This is a genomic window from uncultured Brachyspira sp. (assembly GCF_944390845.1).
Taxonomy (GTDB): domain Bacteria; phylum Spirochaetota; class Brachyspiria; order Brachyspirales; family Brachyspiraceae; genus Brachyspira; species Brachyspira pulli.
Genome location: NZ_CALXRM010000025.1, coordinates 15,524 through 36,108, shown reverse-complemented (window position 1 = coordinate 36,108; position 20,585 = coordinate 15,524). Strand labels below are relative to the sequence as shown.

The window sequence follows — 20,585 nt, the reverse complement described above, 5'->3', positions numbered from 1 at the left end:
TAATTCAAATATTATACATCATAAAAATATTACTTCAAGCAGTAATAATAAAAATATTTAAATTTATTATAAAAAAAGGACCACTAAATATAGTGATCCTTAAAATTTCATAATATTGATATTAGTGTATTGTAACTATACGAACACTATTTTCCTGCCATCTTCCCTGCCATTTACTGCCGCTGACAAGTATAGCTGTATCTCCATGTGAAGCCAAATTATGTTTAACTAAAGTATCTTCAAGTATATCAATTTGACCGCTATGACTAATACCTGCACTAAAGTTCAAATCTTCAGGCATATTTATAGTATAAACATTATGACATATAGCAAGACTATTACATAAATTACTATCAGCTGACATAAATACAATAGGAGTTTTTGGTCTTTTCTTAGATAAATTTTTAACTGTTCTTCCAGACCTTGAAAGAGCTATTATTATTTTATTAGGCAAACTATATGATAAATAAGATGCACTATCTGCCAAAGCATCATTAAGGCCTCTGTCTAAATATGTCATATTTTCATGAGATGTTTTTACAATAGATTTTTCAGCAGCTTCAACTATAGAAACCATAGCTTTTACTGATTCTACCGGATAATCACCAGAAGCAGTTTCTGCAGACATCATAACAACATCGGTACCATCTAAAACAGCATTAGCGACATCGCTTGCTTCAGCTCTTGAAGGAACAGGGCTTTTTGTCATACTTTCAAGCATTTGAGTAGCTATTATTGTAATTTTACCCATATTGTTAGCCATTTTTAATATTTTCTTTTGCCAAACTGGTACTTCTCCAAAAGGTATTTCAACACCTAAATCTCCTCTAGCTACCATAACACCATCAGAATGCTTTATTATATTTTCTAAATTTTCTAAAGATTCAGTATTTTCTATTTTAGATACTATTCCAACATGCTGTAAATTATTATCATCTAAAATCTTTCTAAGTCTGATTACATCTTCATCTCTTCTTACAAAGCTCATTCCTAAATAATTAACACCATTTTTTGCAGCAAATAAAGCATCGTTAACATCTTTTTCCGTTAAAACTTCTGTTGTAACATGTGCTCCCGGCAAATTAATACCTTTACTGCTTAATATAGTTCCTCCGGTTATAACTTTACATACAACAAGTTTTGAAGCTTCATCACTAGATTCTACTATTAATTGTATTGTTCCATCTGCTATCAAAAGCATAGATCCATTTTTTACATCATGAGCTATATTACTATGAGTTGTAGGAATTATACTTTCATCATTTGTTTCTTTATAACCGCTTAATTTTACTGTATCGCCCTCTTTTACTGTAATAGGTTCTTTTAATTTTCCTATTCTTATTTTAGGACCTTGTAAATCTGCAAGTATAGCCACAGGCTTTTTTAAATCATTTGAAACTTTTCTTATTATATTGATTCTTTCCAAATGCTCATCATAAGTACCAAAAGAAAAGTTTAATCTGCATACATCAGCACCATTCTCTATAATCTTTTTTACCATATCTTCACTAGACCATCTAGGGCCTAAAGTCGCTATTATTTTAGTTTTTCTCATTAATACTTCCTTTATTCAAATTTACACTTATTAATCATAAAATTTTATAATATAAATATAAAAAATTATAGAGTAATGTAAAAATAATTTTTTAATTTTTCTAAAAAAATAATAATATAATAAATTTTACACTTTAAAAAATACATTAATAGTATATAATAAATATATGATGAAAAATATAATTATTATTTTTATAATTAGCATATTAATATTGCCTATATATGCATGCAAAGCTCAAAATACAACTATAACATTTAATGATATAACTGTAGATATTCCAAAAGATTTTAAAAAAGGTTTTTTAGATAACACTGTTGCTGTTGATAATTCTGTGGAATTTAGTGAATCTTATGGAGTTGAAAGAAAAACAGCTATATATACTGTAGTATATATAAAATATAAACTAGCTTACAGCGGAAGAGTAAGTTTGGAAAATGCAAGAAACACAGTAATAGATGGACTACGAAACAACAAGGCAATACAAGAATTTCAGATAGTTAATGAAGGCCCAGTAGAAGGATATGAAAACTCCTATCAAATTTTACTCAGTTTTTATTATGGCCCAAATAAAACATATCATAAGTCTTTTTTAATGCTTCATGATAATGCACTGCTTCAAATAATGTGTATGTATAATGCTAACAGTAAAAAAGATGATAAAGAAATAAATAATATTATAAATTCAGTAAGAATATTAGAAAATAACACTAATAATTAAATATATTCAAGTAATATAGAAGCTAATTCTTTAACTTTATCTATATGTAAAGTTTCACCTCTTATATTTCCATCTATATTGGCTTTCTTTAATATTTCATCAGCATATTTTTTATCTATATTTAAATAAGGTGAATTAACAAAGTTATTTTTTATTGTTTTTCTTCTATTATGAAATAAAGTTTTTGATAAAGATTTGAATATTTCTATCATATTAACATCAACTTCTTTAGGTACTACACTTATAATAGACGATGTAACTTTTGGTATAGGATAAAAAACATCTTTGGAAACATTATATTCCAATTTTATAGTTGACATAAAATTAGCAAATAAAGTTAAAGAAGAATAATCCTCTGTATTTTCTTTGGCTATCAATCTATTTGCAAAGTCGCTTTGAACCATAAAAACAGCATAATTCCATTTACCGTAAGATTTTTCTAAAAGCCACTCCATTATTGGGCTTGCTATATTATATGGTATATTTCCATAAACATCATATTTATTTTCTGAATTTGAAATATCAACAGTAAGTATATCTTTATGAATTATATTAATATTTTGAAATTTCTCTATTAAATGATTATATAAAGCATTATCATATTCTACTATAGTCAAATTTTCTTTATATATGTCAACAAGCATATTACTTAAAGCTCCAAGTCCTCCGCCTATTTCTAAAGCAAATTCACCTATTGAATAATTTTCTGGAACTGTAGATGCTATATTATATGCTATATTTCTATCGCATAAAAAATTTTGACCTCTATTTTTGTTTGGAAATATAGATTTATCTTTTAAATATTCTATTACTTCTTTTTTTGAGTATAAATTATCTAACATCTCTTGGAATTCTAGCCATTTGGAATAATACTATTAATATCAATATCAAAGCTATAACAATAATAATAATTACACTTAAAGTAATTTGAGATACCATAACAAGAAGCATAGATATATAGCTTACAATTACTTTAAATACTAAGCTTAAAAGCAATGTACCAACTACTCCAGTAACTCTATTATATATATGGAAATAATCTGTACAAGTTGACATTCTAAATCTAAATGAATAATAAGCTATTATAACAAATAACAATAAAAATGTTATAGGTTCTATACTTTTTGTTATTAATTCAAAATTTATATCTTTATCTGAATATCCAAATTTAGTAATTTCTTTTCTCAAAACAAATAAATCAGATAAATTTATATATTTTAACTCTAAACTTGCATAATTTTTGATAACATCTATAGTATTATCTGATATAGATATAGGAATAATTATACTATTTGTATCATCAAATGTATAATTTTTATTTACAGTATCAAAGTGTCCTTTTAAAATTATATTTTTATTATTATTCGTTCCTTTAAATACATCAGCTATTTTTCCATACATATAATCTTCGCATGAAATAATTTTCAATTCATCATCTAATTTAATTAAAGAAATATCAAATAGATAAAAACTATCTTTAAAAATAGCACTGCTTGCTGATGATAATAAAATATTTTTATCCACCATTAAATTGATGCCATTATGATTCAATGCTGAAGAATATTGTAAGATAGCAGGATTATTAATATATGCTTCTCTGATTTCTCTAGCTTCTTTTATAAAGAAATCGTATCTGCTAATAGCATCTTTTATAATAGAATAATAGTTATTTACTTCTGCAACTGTAGGAGCTTCCATATACAATTTAGAAATTCCATCATAAGCTTCCCATAATCTTCCAGTTTCATAAAGAGTAATGATTTCTGATAATCTGCTGTATGTAGAAGCTTCTTCCGTAGTAGTACTATGATAAAGCGGTTTCTCATTATTAGCTATGCTTATTCTATTTATATAATATAATGCTAATGGATTATATTTATCTAATGATACAACTTTATCAAAATACTTATATGCTTCATTATAATTTGATAAACTAAATGCTCTTGTACCTTGTTTTATCAAATTATTAATATTATCAACTTCTGTTTTATGAAGCCTAATATGTTTCTTTCTTTTCTCTTCCTGAATACCTTTTATAAGAAGCAAAGTATTTCCGTCATTTTTATCATAAAATAACGCTTCTTCTGCAAAAGATGAAGCCATTTCTAAATTACCATTTAAAAACTCATTTCTAGCTTTTTCATAAGCTTCATTTTTTAACTTAAGACCATATTCATAGTATACTTGCATATCTCTTTCAGCATTATGATTTCTTACTGTAGAGATAAAAATATTTACAAAAGAATAATCATATACAGCATAAAAAACTACCATTAATACAATGGTAGCAATAGGTACTGCTATAACTTTAGATACACTTTCCTGATATAAGAACTTAGCTTTGAAAAAAGCAAAATATACAGATAAAGATATTATATAAGGCATATAAGTTTTATAAAATATCAAACTTAATAATACATAAGTAAACAGTGAATAATCTCTACCTGCCCCCCTAGAGTATAAAACATATAATACGAGTATTATGGTTATACTTACAATACTCATTATTAAGAAGTCTAATACAAGTCTAGTAGTTATGCTATGTTCTTTTTTCATCATGAATCTATATTTTCTTCAATAACTTCTACTTCCTCTTCTATAATCTCTACGGGTTTTAATTTAGGCTTTTTATCGTAAATATCCTGCATAACCTTCTGAGCCAGAATTCTAGGAGGTAAAACTGTAAAATTATTTATAACTATATCGAAATAATTTAAAGCTTCTTTATACTTATTTTGATAGTAATAACAAAAACCTATTTCATAATAGGCCCAAGCTACATCTTTAGCATAATTTTCCCTATCAAAATTATCTATTATGTATTGATAATATGCTATAGCTTTTTTGTAGTTTTTATTACCAAATTCAGTATAAGCCTTCTCTGCTATTATTCTAGGGTATCTCTCTTCCTCTACAGATATTTTAACAGCAGAGGCACATGAAATTAGTAAAAATAAAAGTACAACTAAAAAAACAAAACTTTTTTTCACCAAAAATTCCACTATTTTTTTATAGTATATACTTCATCACGTACAGGCAAACTTTTGCGTAAAGCTTTTAGGAAACTTCTTAAATCTCCCATTTCCTTATAGTCGTCACACTTTTCCACTGTTCTTCTGGCAACTGTAAAATACTTGTACATCTTTTCTTCTCCAAGTTTTTTACGCCATTGTTCTTGTGTGCATTTTACTCTTAGCAAATATTGATTGCCGTCTATGCCGCTAGATTTTCTAAACAAGACGCAATATCTGCAATTAGCACAATAAATACCTGTTTCTGACAATTGTTCATTTTGTTCTTCGCTCATAAATACTTACCATAAATTATATTTGTTTTATTTTGATACTGCAAGTATAACAAACTTTAAGATTAAAGTCAAGATTTCAGCTTTGCTAAAACATTTTATATTTTCATAAATTCATAGCAGCAAACAAAGCAACAAAATTTAATTATCTTATATTATTAGATGAAATATATCATTTAAATAAAAACGAAAAATATTACATTTGTAAAAAAAATATAATATTATTTTTTATTATTGCTAATAAAAAATTTTACGAGAATAAGAAAAAGGATAGTTATGAAAAAAATAATATTAATATTTATTTTATTATATATCACAGCATACTCGCAAGATGTTTCAAGTAACTTTGAATCTTTATACGAACAAATAAGAGAGAAATATTCTGCTATATATCCCAAAAAAATTGAAGCATATATAAACGGTAAAATAGTACAAAGACAAATTGATACTATACCTGCTAAAAGCTACTCAAAAACAAAAGAAGATATAAAATTAAAATTCACTTTTTCTCAAGGCGGCAAACCTACCCTAGTACTTGAAAATGTTGATAGTTTTTATAGAAATATGTTTTCTGTTTTTGATGGGGCATTAGAAACGGTTGGTATTTATACTATTGTTGGTGAAAGCGATGATTATGCCTCATTATCAAAAAAATTCACTTATGAAACTGCTGAAGAAAACAAAGATAAATATGAAATAACATTGAGAGCAAAAGGCGAGAACAGCAATTACACAATTACATACATAGTAGATAAAGAAACTTTGCTAATAGAAAAAGCTGAATATTATAATAAAAAATCTAAAATATATGATGTTTCTATAACCTACGAAAGTATAGAAGATTATATTATTCCAAAAATCATAAAATATAAAAGCTCTGACGGTAAGGTAAATTCTGAAATAGAATTTGTTGATATAAAAACTTCTTAAAAAATAAAAAATTACGGACTGGAAACTTATGAAAAAATTATTATTAATTATAACTTCTTTAGCTTTAAGTATAAATCTTTATGCCATTGATGTAGAAAGTCTATTTAATCTTTCAAATAATGGAGATATTGTATATTATAAAAGTGATGATATAAATAATAATGATTATACTCAAGCTGAAAATTTAAAACAAAATTTAGAATCTAAAGGCTACAAAGTAAATTCTATAGTTATAGCTGATGTTCTTCCATTTGAAGGAAATGAATTTATTGCTTTGATATCTTCAGCACAGGGAAATAAAATTTGCATATACAATAACGGAGAAGAAGAATTCTCATACAGTACTGATAAATTCGGTAAAAATACTGCAGTAGATTTAGAGAACTTTTATGACAAAAAAAATGAAGTTGGAATAATTAAATATTATATCATAAATGAAAATGGAAAAGACAGAGATATTTATATGTATATGTTTAGAATAGATGGTGCAAGTATAAAATTCATTGCTGATATATCATTTTATAAAGAAATTAATTCTATGAAAAGTTCCGTAGTAACACAAATGGATAATATATTTGAAGATATAGACGGTGACGGAATATATGAGATGCTAGTAGAATCAAGAGAAACCATTGACGGCGGAAATGACAGAGTTGAATATCAAATATACAAATTGAGTAAAAGCAAAGGAAGATACGAATGTATTATGTCTTCTTGGCTTGAGGAAACTCCTGTTGATTTATCAGGATATTTTAGAAAGAGAATACAAAAATAATTAATATATATAAAATAGTTATAAAAGCCTTAGGTAAGAAAAATTACTTAAGGCTTTTTTATATTATCTATAATACTTAATTATTTTTATTAGAAGAATTTTTAAATATAGATATAGCATAAAGAACAGCAGCTAATATTATTATGCCCAAAGTAATAGCTCTATTCAAATTAACTTCTTCTTTATAAACAAAAATTGCAAGTAAAGTAGCAAAAAACGGAAGCAAGAATTGTAGAAATCCAAGAGTAGAAACTTGAAGTCCTTTAGCTGCTTTGGCATATAAATATAAAGGTATTCCTGTAGCAACTCCTGCAAACATCAATGATACCCAAGAATGAATAGGCTGAGAAGTTTTAGGAAAATATATTGTACTTAAAATTATTGATGGAATTAATATAGCAGCTGTTTCTAAAAATAAACTTTCCCAACTTGAATATATTGTAAGTTTTTTAAATAAACCATATATTGAAAAAGTAAGCCCTATAAAAAATGCCATTATAGGAGGTCTGCCTAATGTGATAGTTTGATAAATCATTCCTATAAACATTAAAATAATTGCTGCATATTCCAATGGAGTTTTTCTCTCTCTAAAAACTATAATACCTACTAATATACTTAAAATAGGTGCTATATAATAAGCTAGTCCTGCCTCAAGAACATGCCCTGAATTAACAGTATAAATATATAAATACCAATTAAGTCCTAAGAAAATTCCAGCTATTATTATAGATATTAAAGGCTTAATACCTCTATACAGATTTGATTTTTTATATATTATAATTATTAAAGTAAATATAAAAGTAGTTATAACTCTGATTCCCAAAACAAAAGCTGAATCAAAATTTTGAACTGATTTCCAATAAAGAGGAAGAAGCCCCCATATTATATACGCTGTCGAAGCCAGTAAAATAGATTTATTATTATTATTTGACATCAATATATCCTAAATATTTTTTGACGGTAATAATAAAATTTAATAAAAATATTTTCAATATATTAAATTCAAATATTTATAAAAAATTCAATCTTATACTTTATGAAACTTATTTGTAGATATTACAAGAGTTTATTTTTAAGTTTTTTAATAACAAATATTACTTACTATTTTTTTAATAATGAAACTGTCTTAAACATTAGAACAAAAATCACTGTAAATAAAGGTAATGCCATACCAAGATTAGCTTTTGCTTTAAATAAAAATATACCGCATACAATAAGAACCAAAATGAACAAAATTGCTACCCAAATATATGCATACTTTAAAAAATTTGATCCTACACTTTTTAAGCCTTCTTTATATGTTTGATTATAAGGATTTATTTTCAAAGCTTTTTTATATGCTTCTTTAGCTTCTTTATTTTGATTAGTATTTTTCAATGAATTACCTAAATAATACCAATATTCTGCCTCATCTGGATGTAATTCTGTTAATTTCAAAAAAATATTGATAGCATTATTATATTCTCCTATATCATAATATGACTTTGATAAAGATTTTAAATTATCTGTATCATTAGGATTTAAACTATCATATTTAATAAAAATTTCTATTGCCTTTTTATGATTGTTAATAGAACTATATGATTTTCCTAATAAAGCTAAAACCTCCAAATTGTTTTCATCTTTTTCTAAAACTTTCGATAAAATGGAAGAAGATTTTTCATATTTTTCTGATTTGTAGTAAGATTTTCCTAATATTGATAAGTATTTTATATTGTCATCATATATTTTTAAATTATCTATTTTTGATGAATTCTTTATAACTTTATCATATTTACCTATATTATAATAGGAATCAGAAAGCCAATAATAACTATCTATAATGCTGCTGCTTAAATCTATATTTTTTAATAGAAAATTTATTGATGCATTATAATTTTTATTTTGATTGTATGTAGAACCAATCCAATGAAGATTGTAAATATTATCATTATCTAATTCATACGCTAATAAGAAAAAACATATTGATTTATTATACTCTCCAATCTTATTATATGCTTTTCCTAATAAATGATAATAATCATAATTTTTTTCATCTAAATCTAAATTTTTACAAAGCTCTTCTATAGATCTATCATTCAATTCAATTATTCTATTTTTTAATTTTCTAGATTTCATATTTATTAATTTTTCTTCTTTGTGATTGTCTTTTAATAATTTTAATGTATTCAATAATATTTCTATAGATTTATCATAATCTTTATTTTCATAAAATGCCTCAGCTAATATATACGAATTACAAACATTATCTTTATTTAAATCAATAGCTTTTGATGCTGCCTCTATAGCTTCTTTATATTGATTTGTTAATATATAAACATTTGCAAGCAAGTTATAATTAAAATCATCATTAGGATACAAATCTAAGTTTTTTGATAATGTTTCTATTGCCGTATTATACTGCTTATTTTTCATATATAGTATAGAAAGATATTGATATGCAAAACATTCATTTGTTTTTTCTGTATGCTCTAAATATTTTAATGTAGATTTTATAGCTTCATCATATTCACACTTAGCATCATAAATATAAGCTAATAAAATCCAATTATTATAATCATCATTTCGTAATTCTATAGATTTAATAATTAAACTTAAAGCATTATCATATTGATTAATACAATAATAAACTATTCCAAGTCTTTGAAAATATTTATAATTATTAACATCTAATCTTATGGCATTTAATAAATGATTTTCTGCTTCTTTATAATTCTCATTTAATATATATAATCCGCTGAGCTTATATAGATATTTATGATTATTAGGAGATAATTTTACACATTCTGATATAGCATATACTGCATCATTATATCTTCCGCCATTTAAATATAAATAACTTAAATGCTCCCAATATTCTGTATTATTAGGATCAGTCCAAAGTATTCTAAAATATGCTTCTATAGCTTTTTCATATTCGCCTTTATCAGCATATTCTTTTGATGTTCTTTTCCAATCTTCAAAAGTTTTTTCATCTGGTTTTGGAGGAGTTATTAATATTTGACCTGATTCAAGAATTTGAGCATTATTTATAAATACTTTTGGAGAATCTTCATTTTGTTTTTCTTCTTCGTTTTTATTGTTATTATCTAATTCTTCCATTTTTCCCTTTCTTATGTTATATAAGACTTATATCAAAACTAAATTAATAAATATTAATAACAGCTCTATGGATATTTTATAAAATTAATTTCCTCTCAATTTATTAATAGTATCTTTTTTATTATCGCTGTCAATAATTGCACTTCCAGCTACAAGGAAATTTGCACCTGCTTCTAATACTTTACCGCAAGTTCTTAAATTAACTCCGCCGTCAACTGCAAGAATTATATCTCTATCACCTATTAATTTTTTAGCTTCTTCTATTTTTTTTATAGATGACTCAATGAATTTCTGTCCGCCGAATCCAGGATTTACACTCATTATAAGCAAATAATCAATATCATCAATAATAGGCTCTATAACATCAACTCTAGTATGAGGATTAAGTACAATACCAGCTTTTATATTATGTGCTTTTATTTGATAAATTAATCTATGAATATGTATATTACCCTCAAAATGAACGCTTATAATATCACAGCCTGCCTTAGCAAAATCATCTATATGTTTTTCTGGATTAACTATCATAAGATGTGCATCAAGAGGTATTTTACTTACTTTTTTTATATCTGAAACAACTTTTGCTCCGAATGTAATCTGAGGAACAAATACTCCGTCCATAATATCCAAATGAAGATAATCGCTTCCTGCTTCTTCAAGCTCTCTGATAGTTCCTTCCAAATTTGTAAATGATGCTGTAAGTATTGATGGTGCTATTATAATATTATCCATGACATTTCCTTTATTACTATGTTCGCCTTCGCTATTAATAGATGCCAACTAAAGTTGTCATCTGCTTCGGCTCACTTGGTTTATTACTATGTTCGCCTTCGCTATTAATAGATGCAAACTAAAGTTGTCATCTGCTTCGGCTCACTTGGTTTATTACTATGTTCGCATTCCAATTAATAAACTAAAAACCAAAATTGTCAACTATTTAGGCTTATTCGTTTATTGCTATGTTCGCCTTCGCTATTAATAGATGCAAACTAAAGTTGTCATCTGCTTCGGCTCACTTGGTTTATTACTATGTTCGCATTCCAATTAATAAACTAAAAACCAAAATTGTCAACTATTTAGGCTTATTTGTTTATTGCTATGTTCGCATTCGCTATTAATAGATGCAAACTAAAGTTGACACATTTATCACTATGTTCAACTTATTTATTAATTACTATTTTCAATTAACAAAAATACTAAAATTGATCTTTTTTAGTATTTCAACATTCAAATTATTATTTATTTTTCTTTATTGTTATACTAGCCTTCTCTATTCTATCCAATGCTTTTTTAGCTGCTTCTGTTTCTGCCTCTTTCTTGCTTTTACCTATACCTGTAGCAAAGTTTTTATCATTAACATATAGTTCAGCTTTAAACATCTCATGATTATTTTCATCATGAAATTCATAAGACTTATATATCGGGCTTGTTTTATGTTTTTTCTGTATCAATTCTTGGAATATAGTTTTATAATCTTTATCAAAATTATCAATATCTAAATTATTAAGTCTATTTTTATAAGCCATCATAACAAATCTAGTAGCATTAGTTATACCAGAATCTAAATATATAGCTCCAACTATAGCCTCAAACAAATCTTCAAGCATATTATCTCTATAACGTCCGCCTGAAGCCTCCTCTCCATGTCCTAAAAGTAGGAAATTACCAAGTTTAAGTTCCTTTGAAATATCTGCTAAACTCTTTTGAGATACCAAAGATGATTTTACTTTTGATAATAAGCCTTCTTTACTTGTATTATATTTTCTAAACAAATAATCTGACATAATAAGAGAAAGTACAGAGTCCCCAAGAAATTCCAATCTCTGATTATATTTCATTTTCTTTTTTGACTCATTAGCATAAGTTCTATGAGTAATAGCTTCCAAAAGATGAGATTTATTTCTAAACTCATACTTTATAGTTTCTTGACAATTAGTTAAGATTTCTTCTATATTCATACAATAACTACCTAAAAAGATAGAATTATAATACAATGAAAAAAATAACAGTCAAGAAAATAATATCATTTTTTTATATTTATTTATCATTTTAATAAAATAATTAGCAATTAATTATAGATGAATACATATTTTCTGTGATTTCTTTAATAGATGATGTAGAACTGTCATAATACCAATTATAATCAAACAAGCTTTTTTCAGTATTAAGCATATTAGTATTTCCTATTATGAGAGAATAAAATTTATTTTCATTTTTCTTTTTGTTTTCAGCCAATTTATAATCTTCATCAGTAAATCCATTAAATACAAAATCGGATATAAAAAGCAAATCAGATTTTTTATAATTTTCACTATTCATAGTTTTTATAGCATGCCTTAATGCTGGTATAGGATTCGTACCTCCATTGAAACTTAATCTTAAAAAATCAATTAAATTATCAATAGTATTTGGATATGTTAAATCTATTGTTTTTATTTGCGTGCTGAAATTTATAAGATAACAATCTCTTTTTTGTTTCATTGCTCTTGATGCTAAATATAATGTAATAGCCTTTGCAACTGTTTCCGGAACGCCTTTCATAGAACCGCTTGTATCAACACATATTATAATAGGCCCTTTTTTATCTTCTTCTTTTACCTGAATTTCTTCTTCAATATCAGCATCATAATAAGAATCAATATATCCTTCTTTTTTGAAAGTTAAAAGCCTATTTTCAAAATATTTTACCCCAAATAAAGTTTCAAGTACTCCTTCAGCTAAAAGAAGTTTTTCCTGAGGAAGTATATTATGTATATCTTTTGAATATGTTATACCTACTATTTCTTCTTCTGAATTAATATCTTTTATTTTTGTGCTGAAACTTTCTTTTCTTAAAATCTTTTCTATTTTTATGGTTTCTTCAGACTTTATAAATCTTCCAAGAATATCGCATAATCTTTTTATATCAGAATTTTCTTTTAATAAATTCAAAAGTCTTTTTATATATTCAATATCCTTTTTCAATAATTTTCCTATACCCAAATCAAACAATAAACCTATATCCTCTCCGAATGTATCTTGTATATATTTCAAATCATTCAAATAATCAAAAAACTTTTCTATATCTTGAAAAAATTTATTTCTGTATTTTTCTATTTCATCTAATACCCAATTCATATATTGTTTATCAAGTTCATCTTTCCAACTATTTAAAACTGATTTCCTAATGGCTATTATTTCATTATTATATTCATCTTCCTCTAAAGAATTTATTTTTGAATAAAAGAACTCTGCATTCTCATCGCCTGCAATTAATCTATAATTTTCAATATCCTTAAAAAGTGCCTCCTTATCAGCTTCATTTTCTATAAAACTATTTTTAGCTTCTTCATAAACAGAATATAAATCTTTAAATGGATTATCATCTTTTAAATGTTTCTCTAAATTATAATTAAAATCATTTATTTTCTTAGTAATTTCTTTTTGCATATCATCATTGCTCATAAAAATATCATACTGAGAAAATCTTTCTTTTATTATAGATTTAGTTTCTTTTAATATGCTGTCAATATTATCAATATTCATACAAAACCTTAATAATTACTCTTTAATTTATCTATACAATGCTCAATATTAATTTTAAGAGATTTCAAACTAGATAAATAATCATTATTATAAATAAATTTTTGTAAATATTTTTCATTTATAAAAACAGAATCGCATTGTTCAATCATAGATTTTAAATTACTTTCATAAGACTCTATTTTATTATTTAACGTATCAAGCAAATCAGAGCAAACATGCATATAACTATTTTTTTTATTTATTTCTATAGGTTTTATATCTCCTTTTCTAAACTTAAAAGGAATAGATACATTTAATGATGATACCACATCTCCATCTTGATTAACAAAACGGCTGTAATAATTATTAGTTTTTATCTGAATAGTATTTGAATTTGTAAATAAACAAAATACACTATCAGCTACAACATAATCATTAGCATTTTTCAAATTACTATAATTATTATAATAGTTATTATATCTTGGGCTTCTAGTATTTGAATTATTAAAAGCATCATTATCATATACATTTATTAAAGGACTAAATTGAGTATTATTATTTATTTTATCAATTTCAATATAAAATTTCACATTGCTCATACTATTATTTCCATAAGTATTTTTATATTCATAAAATACATCTATATAAAAATACCTTTTACCATTTATATTAATTTCATTTTCATACTCATCTCTGTCACTTATAGAATCTTTATCTATATTTGTTCTAAGTTCTTCTGCTTCATCATATATCTTATCATAATCAAAGTCATCAATATTATCATTCAAAAAACGCATTATAGATTTTTTTACTATGCTATTAACAGCATTAATATTTCCTTCTAATGTCCAAATACAATTAGAAATTAAAAAACAATCTGAAGGAACTATTTCTTTTCTATCTGAAAAATATGCAGAAGCCTTTAATATATAAACAATATTCTTCCATCTTCTATCTGAAATATAAATAGGTTCATTATTTCCGTTATTATATTCATCTATTTCATTTTTTATTGAAATAATAATATTAATAATGTTAGAAGGTACTTCCACTTCTTCTATATCATTTTTTAAACTTTCCAAATCTTCAGCTGATATTTTATCTTCCTCGTTTAAGTCAGCATTAAAATCAACATCTTTATCAACTATTAATGATTTAAAATTATCTATATCTTTAGCAGGATTAACTAATAAACGCATTATAAATCTATCATACATAGCATCAAGTCCCTGACCTTTAGGAGGAGTTTCATTACTTGCTGCAACTAATATTTTTAAAGGCACTTTTTCTTCAATGCTTCCATTTCTGTATATTTTTTCATTTATTATAGTTAATAATGTATTTAATATTGCAGGACTGCTTTTCCAAATTTCATCTAAAAATACAAAATCTGCTTTAGGTAAATAACCTTCAGTTTGTCTTTCAAATTTATCCTCTTTAAGTTTTGATAAACTCACTGGACCGAATACATCTTCAGGAGTTGTAAATCTATTCATAAGCTGACCGAAATATTTAGAATCTTTAAAAGCTGATGCTATTCTTCTCACTATTAAACTTTTAGCAGTACCTGGAGGGCCGTATAAAAATACTGATTTTCCGGCTAATGCACATAAAAAAGTAAATGATATAATATCCTCTTTTTCATAAAGTCCATCTGAAAGTTTATTTATAATATAAGTCAATTTTTCTTTATTTAATTCCATCATAACACCTTAATTTTTTTATTAATATTATAATTTGAACTATATTAATTAACAACTTAATAATTGTTTTTTTACTTTATATATATTATAATGTTTTTCTACCTATATATTTTGATTTTTTTAATTAATAATAAATTATTATAACTAATAAAGGAATAAAATGATATCTGTAGAGAAATTAAGTAAATATTACGGCGATTTTCATGCTTTGAAAGGTGTGAGTTTTGAAATAAATGCTGGTGAAATAGTAGGAATACTTGGCCCAAACGGAGCAGGCAAATCTACTACTTTAAGAATACTAACTTGCTACCTATCACCAACAAGCGGAAATGCAATTATTGACGGAAAAAGTATATTAAATAATGAAAGAGAAGTAAAAAGAGTTATAGGATACTTACCTGAATCAGCACCTCTTTATGATGATATGAGCGTATTTGATTATCTTGTTTATATGGCAGAAATTCAGGAACTTGAAAGAAGCAGATTAAATGACAGGCTTCATTATGTTGTAGATGCATGCAATCTTAAAGATGTTATATCCAAGTCTATAGGCGAGCTTTCAAAAGGTTATAAACAGCGTGTAGGTATTGCCGGAGCCATTATACATGACCCTAAAATACTTATATTAGATGAGCCTACTAACGGACTTGACCCTAACCAAATAGTAGAAATAAGAGAGCTTATTAAAGAATTAGGAAAAGAAAAAACTGTTCTAATATCAACACATATATTAAGCGAAGTTGAAGCTACTTGTTCAAGGGCTATCATAATAAATCAAGGAAATGTTATTGCTGATGCTGATCCTAAGCATTTAAGCTTAAATAACAGCAAAGAAAATAAAGTATCTACTAGAATAAAATTATCAATAAAAACAAATGATGATAATAACAAAATAATAGAAAAATTAAAAACTATAGAAAATGTTTATGATGTAAAAGCAGAAAATAATGAAAATTTAAAAGATATTGTCATATATTCAAATGATGAGGAACCTAGAGAAAAAATTTACAAATTAATAAAAAGTACTGATTGGATAGTATTTGAAATGATGAAGGAAAGAGAGAATTTAGAAGAAGTGTTCCATACATTGACTAAAGGAGATAAATAAGTGGAGAATACATTTTCAATTAATAAAACAATTAATAAATCTAATGTTATATTAAAGAAAGAATTAAGACATATATTCTTTTCACCTATAGCATATATATTTTCAGCAATATTTTTGATAGTAAGCGGAGTATATTTCTTCTCAAGATTTTTTATACTTCAGCAAAATGATATGCAGGACTTTTTCAGCATATTGCCGCTAATACTTTCGCTTATAATACCGCCTATAACGATGGGACTTTTATCAAGTGAATTTTCAAGCGGTTCTTATGAGCTCATAAGCACTCAATCAGTTTCGCCATTAGAAATTATACTTGGAAAATTCTTTTCAGCAGTAATATTTATGCTTTTTGCATTAATACCTACTATACTCTACCCTATAACATTAACATTTTTGGGAAGATTAGATATAGGCCCTGTAATTACTGGGTATATTGGAAGTGTATTTCTTATTATGGCATTATGTGCTATAGGAATATTCGCATCATCTACAACTAAAAATCAAATAGTGGCTTTAATTGTAGGACTTGCAATTATGATATCATTGAATATGTTTTTAAGATATTTAACTTTGCTTTTCCCAGCAGCTGTTAATATTATAGAAGTTATAAGCGGTGATTATCATTTTGCCAATATAGCAAGAGGCGTATTAGACTTAAGAGATATTATATATTTCTTGTCTGTTACTGTAATATTTATATATTTAGCAAATATTATGCTGGAAAATAGAAAATAATTTACGATATAGAAAATAAAATAAAAATAGGATATATAAAAATGAAGAATAAAAATCTGACAAAAATAATAATTTTACTTGTAGTATTAGCTGTAATAAGCGTTGTAGCTTTCTACACTACAAGACAAAAACGTATAACTGTAGAGGCAAATAAACCTAGAAAACAAATTTTCGAACTTAATGAAACAAATGTTACAAAATATGAATTAAGATACGCTGAAGAACCAATAATAGTTGAAAAAATAAATGATATTTGGAAAGTAACTTCACCTTCTAATGATTATAAAATAGATCAATTAGAAGCTTTTGCTAATGTAAAGAACTTCAATACTCTTAATATAGACATGATTATAACAAACCTTGCTGAAATAGATTCATTCGGTTTAGAAAATCCAAGCAATGAATTTACAGTATGGGAAGGTGATAAAGAATATAAAATCTTTGTAGGAAATAAAACACCTGATGAAGAAAGATACTATGTAAAATATAATGACGAATATTTCAGCATAGAATTCGTATATATAGAAGCTTTAAAGAAAACTATTGATATGTTGAGAGATAAACAAATATTTGACAAGCAAATATACATAGAATCTGTAGTGGAAACAGAAAGTAATATAAGAGATTATACAAATACAATAAGAAAAGAAAATAGAACTAATTGGGTTGTTGATGGTGTAGATGAAGAAATCAATTTAAATAAAGCATACAGAGATTTTGAAACATTATCTTTAGTAAAAGCTATAGGATTTGTATATGATAATAATACAATAAGATATTTAGAGAGAATGTTCAAAATACCAGATGCTAAAATAACAATATATATGGAAGATAACACTAAAAAGAGTTATGATATAATATATGATAATAATGACAACAGAGTATATGTAAAACCTGAAAGCGGAATAATATATGAAGTTGATTATTCAGTATATGCTGCTGCTATGCGTGACAGAAGTTATTATATCAAAACAGAAGATGATGAAAAGGAAGAAACTCCGGAAGATCCTTATGCTGATATGGCAGAAGAAAGTATGAGATTAGATGAAAATATGAGGCAATAATTTTTATAAATATAATATATAGGAGCAATTATGAAAAAGCAAATACCTAATTTACTAAGTATTAGCAGAATAGTTTTATCGCCGCTTGTTATATTTTTATATTTTTATAATTCTATGATAAGTGCAGTATTGGCATTAATATTTCTTATTATACTAGAGATAACAGATGCTTTAGATGGTGCTATGGCAAGGAAATTTAATCTTGTAAGTGATTTAGGTAAAGTACTGGATCCTTTTGCTGATACAGTATTTCATATAACAATGTTTACAATCTTCTTATATGAAGGTTCTATGCCTATATGGATGTATATAATTTCACTTTATAGGGATATGTTTTCAATGTTTATAAGAATTTTAGGCGGACTTAGAGGTTTTGCCGTTGCTGCCAAATTTAGCGGTAAATTAAAAACTGCCTCAAGAGCTGCTGCTGTAGTTATAATATTCCTATTGAAAATATTAAAACATACAGATATAGTTCTTCCTTATGAACAAATAACATATTACAGTTTATTAGTGGTTACAATAATAACTATATATTCATTTTTTGATTATATGCCTTTAATAACTGGAAAAGCAAACAAAAAATAATTAAGTGATAAACTATAAATAATAACTATATAAAAAATGGGTATTCATAAATATTTGAATACCCATTTTATTATATAATATTCAATTCTAACAGTAAATCAATAATCAAAACCTATTAGAACCAATATCTAAATCCAAAATCACCAGAGAATCTAAAAAATTTAGAGAAAGTCCAACCTGTATGACTAGGATACCAACCAAAAGTTCCGAATCCCTCATTACCAACAGCTATTACATTGAGCCCAGGGGCAATCTGTAAAAATATTTCCCAATCTCTATCAACAATGAATGAAATACCAAGAGGAAGCCTGAAACCTAAACCTAAATTCCAATAATTATTTCCAAACTCAGCTACAGCCTCAGCACCAGGCCCGAAATAAAGCCAAGAATCTGATTTCCCAACCTTTCCTATTCTGTACTTTAATCCCCACCAATCAGCACTAACACTTAGACCCATCCAAGACCAGCCTTTAGTTGATATACCAACATTAAATATACCGCTAAACATAAACGGCACAACATCAAATTTACCAGTAACACCTAGAGATACCTGACTTGGGAAACTAAATCTAAGAAAAAAACCAGCCGCACTCCCTTCTGGATAATTAGCATACAATTTTGACGATAATGAAAATACAGAAGTAAAAGACATTATTATCAATGTATAAATTATAATCTTTTTAGCCATAATAAAACAAACCCATTTAAATTAAAAAACTATTTATAAATATAAAAAATAATATCGAAAAGTGAATAAATTATCTTTAAAAAAAATAAAGCCCCGTTATTAACGGGGCCATTAATTTCAATACTGTATAAAATTAGAACCAATATCTGAATCCAAATTGGAATGTCAAATGTAAGAAGTGACCAAAGTACCAACGATCATGTCTATCATCATCACCCAAATATAAACCAAGTAAAGAAACTCCATCTCCATCAGCATGAAGTACATTAACAACAGGGGCAGGTTCTAAGAAAATTTCCCATTTTTGTTTAATCAAGAATGAAAAACCTATAGGCATTCTTAAACCAGCATTAACAGACCAATAGTTAGATCCAAAAGCAGCATCGGCAGCAAGTCCTGGTCCTAAGTAGAAATGTACATCAGATTCACCTGCTTTTCCCAAAGGTATTTTTAAGCCCCACCAGTCCATAGTAAGACCAATACCAAAATAAGGATAATTTCCAAAAGGATTTGCTACAGCTTGAACTCCAAACATCAAAGGAACACCTTTAAATTGACCAACTAAAGTCAAACCTTGGTTTGGATAACCAAAAAACAATGAAGCACCTATTGCTGCACCATCAGAATAAGCAGCTTGTGCTTTTTTTGGCATGGCAACTGCTAAAATTAATATCATAGCAGAGATAAGTGTAATCTTTTTAACCATAATATTCTCCATCTTTAGTATATCTACACTATACAATCTATGTCTAAAAATGTCAATAAGTAACATAATATTATTAAATTTTATTTACATAAAAAGATCAGAATA

General features: G+C 26.0%; 20 protein-coding genes. 7 read left to right on the top strand and 13 right to left on the bottom strand.

Annotation, left to right across the window (positions count from 1 at the left end; genetic code table 11):
* Positions 1-121: 121 nt before the first annotated feature.
* Positions 122-1,555 carry a pyruvate kinase gene (gene pyk / locus Q0K52_RS06900; protein ID WP_297297868.1) on the bottom strand — a complete coding sequence of 478 codons (1,434 nt, stop codon included), beginning with the start codon at positions 1,553-1,555 and terminating at the stop codon, positions 122-124.
* Positions 1,556-1,721: 166 nt separating this feature from the next.
* Between pyk and Q0K52_RS06895 the strand changes: the two genes are divergently transcribed.
* Complete coding sequence (locus Q0K52_RS06895; protein ID WP_297297867.1) at positions 1,722-2,273, top strand: hypothetical protein; 552 nt, start codon at positions 1,722-1,724, stop codon at positions 2,271-2,273.
* Here Q0K52_RS06895 and rsmA read toward each other — a convergent pair.
* The 4 genes from rsmA to Q0K52_RS06875 are packed head-to-tail and all read right to left on the bottom strand — an operon-like array spanning position 2,270 to position 5,580.
* Positions 2,270-3,115, bottom strand: coding sequence for a 16S rRNA (adenine(1518)-N(6)/adenine(1519)-N(6))-dimethyltransferase RsmA (gene rsmA / locus Q0K52_RS06890; RefSeq protein ID WP_297297866.1), 846 nt, complete (start codon positions 3,113-3,115; stop codon positions 2,270-2,272). The two genes, Q0K52_RS06895 and rsmA, sit on opposite strands and share 4 nt — an antisense overlap.
* Complete coding sequence (locus tag Q0K52_RS06885) at positions 3,105-4,832, bottom strand: hypothetical protein (RefSeq protein WP_297297865.1); 1,728 nt, start codon at positions 4,830-4,832, stop codon at positions 3,105-3,107. The genes rsmA and Q0K52_RS06885 overlap by 11 nt, the downstream gene beginning before the upstream one ends.
* Positions 4,829-5,263 (bottom strand): tol-pal system YbgF family protein, encoded by a 435-nt coding sequence (locus Q0K52_RS06880; RefSeq protein ID WP_297297864.1) that lies wholly within the window; start codon positions 5,261-5,263, stop codon positions 4,829-4,831. The genes Q0K52_RS06885 and Q0K52_RS06880 overlap by 4 nt, the downstream gene beginning before the upstream one ends.
* Positions 5,264-5,274: 11 nt before the next feature.
* Positions 5,275-5,580 carry a hypothetical protein gene (locus Q0K52_RS06875; protein ID WP_297297862.1) on the bottom strand — a complete coding sequence of 102 codons (306 nt, stop codon included), beginning with the start codon at positions 5,578-5,580 and terminating at the stop codon, positions 5,275-5,277.
* A gap of 273 nt (positions 5,581-5,853) precedes the next feature.
* On the opposite strand from Q0K52_RS06875, the gene Q0K52_RS06870 reads away from it, so the two are divergent.
* On the top strand, positions 5,854-6,507 hold the full coding sequence (locus Q0K52_RS06870) for a hypothetical protein (protein ID WP_297297860.1): 654 nt from the start codon (positions 5,854-5,856) through the stop codon (positions 6,505-6,507).
* A gap of 28 nt (positions 6,508-6,535) precedes the next feature.
* Positions 6,536-7,282: a hypothetical protein gene (locus Q0K52_RS06865; protein WP_297297858.1), complete on the top strand. Its 747-nt coding sequence runs from the start codon at positions 6,536-6,538 to the stop codon at positions 7,280-7,282.
* 76 nt (positions 7,283-7,358) lie between these two features.
* Here Q0K52_RS06865 and rarD read toward each other — a convergent pair whose 3' ends face one another.
* The 6 genes from rarD to Q0K52_RS06835 all read right to left on the bottom strand — a co-directional run bounded on the left by rarD (position 7,359) and on the right by Q0K52_RS06835 (position 15,594).
* A complete protein-coding gene (gene rarD, locus Q0K52_RS06860; RefSeq protein WP_297297856.1) occupies positions 7,359-8,216 on the bottom strand; it encodes an EamA family transporter RarD in 858 nt (285 codons plus the stop codon).
* 167 nt (positions 8,217-8,383) lie between these two features.
* Positions 8,384-10,384 carry a tetratricopeptide repeat protein gene (locus Q0K52_RS06855; RefSeq protein ID WP_297297854.1) on the bottom strand — a complete coding sequence of 667 codons (2,001 nt, stop codon included), beginning with the start codon at positions 10,382-10,384 and terminating at the stop codon, positions 8,384-8,386.
* An 84-nt stretch (positions 10,385-10,468) separates the two neighbouring features.
* Positions 10,469-11,116, bottom strand: a complete 648-nt coding sequence (rpe, locus tag Q0K52_RS06850; protein ID WP_297297852.1) for a ribulose-phosphate 3-epimerase — start codon at positions 11,114-11,116, stop codon at positions 10,469-10,471.
* Positions 11,117-11,619: 503 nt separating this feature from the next.
* Entirely contained in the window at positions 11,620-12,342 is a 723-nt protein-coding gene (rnc, locus tag Q0K52_RS06845) for a ribonuclease III (protein ID WP_297297850.1), read from the bottom strand.
* Between the two features lie 103 nt (positions 12,343-12,445).
* Positions 12,446-13,909 carry a VWA domain-containing protein gene (locus tag Q0K52_RS06840; protein ID WP_297297848.1) on the bottom strand — a complete coding sequence of 488 codons (1,464 nt, stop codon included), beginning with the start codon at positions 13,907-13,909 and terminating at the stop codon, positions 12,446-12,448.
* Between the two features lie 8 nt (positions 13,910-13,917).
* Positions 13,918-15,594 carry an AAA family ATPase gene (locus Q0K52_RS06835; RefSeq protein ID WP_297297845.1) on the bottom strand — a complete coding sequence of 559 codons (1,677 nt, stop codon included), beginning with the start codon at positions 15,592-15,594 and terminating at the stop codon, positions 13,918-13,920.
* 157 nt (positions 15,595-15,751) lie between these two features.
* On the opposite strand from Q0K52_RS06835, the gene Q0K52_RS06830 reads away from it, so the two are divergent.
* From Q0K52_RS06830 to pgsA, 4 genes are read left to right on the top strand one after another with little or no spacing between them, the layout of a single operon-like run.
* A complete protein-coding gene (locus Q0K52_RS06830) occupies positions 15,752-16,699 on the top strand; it encodes an ABC transporter ATP-binding protein (RefSeq protein WP_297297843.1) in 948 nt (315 codons plus the stop codon).
* Positions 16,700-17,434 carry an ABC transporter gene (locus tag Q0K52_RS06825; protein ID WP_297297841.1) on the top strand — a complete coding sequence of 245 codons (735 nt, stop codon included), beginning with the start codon at positions 16,700-16,702 and terminating at the stop codon, positions 17,432-17,434. It begins immediately after the preceding gene.
* A gap of 41 nt (positions 17,435-17,475) precedes the next feature.
* Complete coding sequence (locus Q0K52_RS06820; protein WP_297297839.1) at positions 17,476-18,498, top strand: DUF4340 domain-containing protein; 1,023 nt, start codon at positions 17,476-17,478, stop codon at positions 18,496-18,498.
* A gap of 30 nt (positions 18,499-18,528) precedes the next feature.
* On the top strand, positions 18,529-19,086 hold the full coding sequence (pgsA, locus tag Q0K52_RS06815; RefSeq protein ID WP_297297837.1) for a CDP-diacylglycerol--glycerol-3-phosphate 3-phosphatidyltransferase: 558 nt from the start codon (positions 18,529-18,531) through the stop codon (positions 19,084-19,086).
* 115 nt (positions 19,087-19,201) lie between these two features.
* Here the strand turns inward: pgsA and Q0K52_RS06810 are convergent, their stop codons facing one another.
* Both Q0K52_RS06810 and Q0K52_RS06805 read right to left on the bottom strand, forming a co-directional pair.
* On the bottom strand, positions 19,202-19,774 hold the full coding sequence (locus tag Q0K52_RS06810) for a DUF3996 domain-containing protein (protein WP_297297835.1): 573 nt from the start codon (positions 19,772-19,774) through the stop codon (positions 19,202-19,204).
* A gap of 133 nt (positions 19,775-19,907) precedes the next feature.
* The gene (locus tag Q0K52_RS06805; protein ID WP_297297833.1) at positions 19,908-20,480 is read right to left on the bottom strand and encodes a hypothetical protein; all 573 of its coding nucleotides are present in this window, start codon (positions 20,478-20,480) and stop codon (positions 19,908-19,910) included.
* Positions 20,481-20,585 lie beyond the last annotated feature (105 nt).

What these genes read in the sequence shown, in the direction of transcription:
- pgsA (WP_297297837.1), top strand. Translation starts at nt 18,529, where the DNA reads ATGAAAAAGCAAATACCTAATTTACTAAGTATTAGCAGAATAGTTTTA.
- rsmA (WP_297297866.1), bottom strand. Translation starts at nt 3,115, where the DNA reads ATGTTAGATAATTTATACTCAAAAAAAGAAGTAATAGAATATTTAAAA.
- Q0K52_RS06820 (WP_297297839.1), top strand. Translation starts at nt 17,476, where the DNA reads ATGAAGAATAAAAATCTGACAAAAATAATAATTTTACTTGTAGTATTA.
- Q0K52_RS06865 (WP_297297858.1), top strand. Translation starts at nt 6,536, where the DNA reads ATGAAAAAATTATTATTAATTATAACTTCTTTAGCTTTAAGTATAAAT.
- Q0K52_RS06870 (WP_297297860.1), top strand. Translation starts at nt 5,854, where the DNA reads ATGAAAAAAATAATATTAATATTTATTTTATTATATATCACAGCATAC.
- Q0K52_RS06895 (WP_297297867.1), top strand. Translation starts at nt 1,722, where the DNA reads ATGATGAAAAATATAATTATTATTTTTATAATTAGCATATTAATATTG.
- pyk (WP_297297868.1), bottom strand. Translation starts at nt 1,555, where the DNA reads ATGAGAAAAACTAAAATAATAGCGACTTTAGGCCCTAGATGGTCTAGT.
- Q0K52_RS06885 (WP_297297865.1), bottom strand. Translation starts at nt 4,832, where the DNA reads ATGATGAAAAAAGAACATAGCATAACTACTAGACTTGTATTAGACTTC.
- rarD (WP_297297856.1), bottom strand. Translation starts at nt 8,216, where the DNA reads ATGTCAAATAATAATAATAAATCTATTTTACTGGCTTCGACAGCGTAT.
- Q0K52_RS06835 (WP_297297845.1), bottom strand. Translation starts at nt 15,594, where the DNA reads ATGATGGAATTAAATAAAGAAAAATTGACTTATATTATAAATAAACTT.
- Q0K52_RS06875 (WP_297297862.1), bottom strand. Translation starts at nt 5,580, where the DNA reads ATGAGCGAAGAACAAAATGAACAATTGTCAGAAACAGGTATTTATTGT.
- rpe (WP_297297852.1), bottom strand. Translation starts at nt 11,116, where the DNA reads ATGGATAATATTATAATAGCACCATCAATACTTACAGCATCATTTACA.
- Q0K52_RS06855 (WP_297297854.1), bottom strand. Translation starts at nt 10,384, where the DNA reads ATGGAAGAATTAGATAATAACAATAAAAACGAAGAAGAAAAACAAAAT.
- Q0K52_RS06810 (WP_297297835.1), bottom strand. Translation starts at nt 19,774, where the DNA reads ATGGCTAAAAAGATTATAATTTATACATTGATAATAATGTCTTTTACT.
- rnc (WP_297297850.1), bottom strand. Translation starts at nt 12,342, where the DNA reads ATGAATATAGAAGAAATCTTAACTAATTGTCAAGAAACTATAAAGTAT.
- Q0K52_RS06805 (WP_297297833.1), bottom strand. Translation starts at nt 20,480, where the DNA reads ATGGTTAAAAAGATTACACTTATCTCTGCTATGATATTAATTTTAGCA.
- Q0K52_RS06840 (WP_297297848.1), bottom strand. Translation starts at nt 13,909, where the DNA reads ATGAATATTGATAATATTGACAGCATATTAAAAGAAACTAAATCTATA.
- Q0K52_RS06830 (WP_297297843.1), top strand. Translation starts at nt 15,752, where the DNA reads ATGATATCTGTAGAGAAATTAAGTAAATATTACGGCGATTTTCATGCT.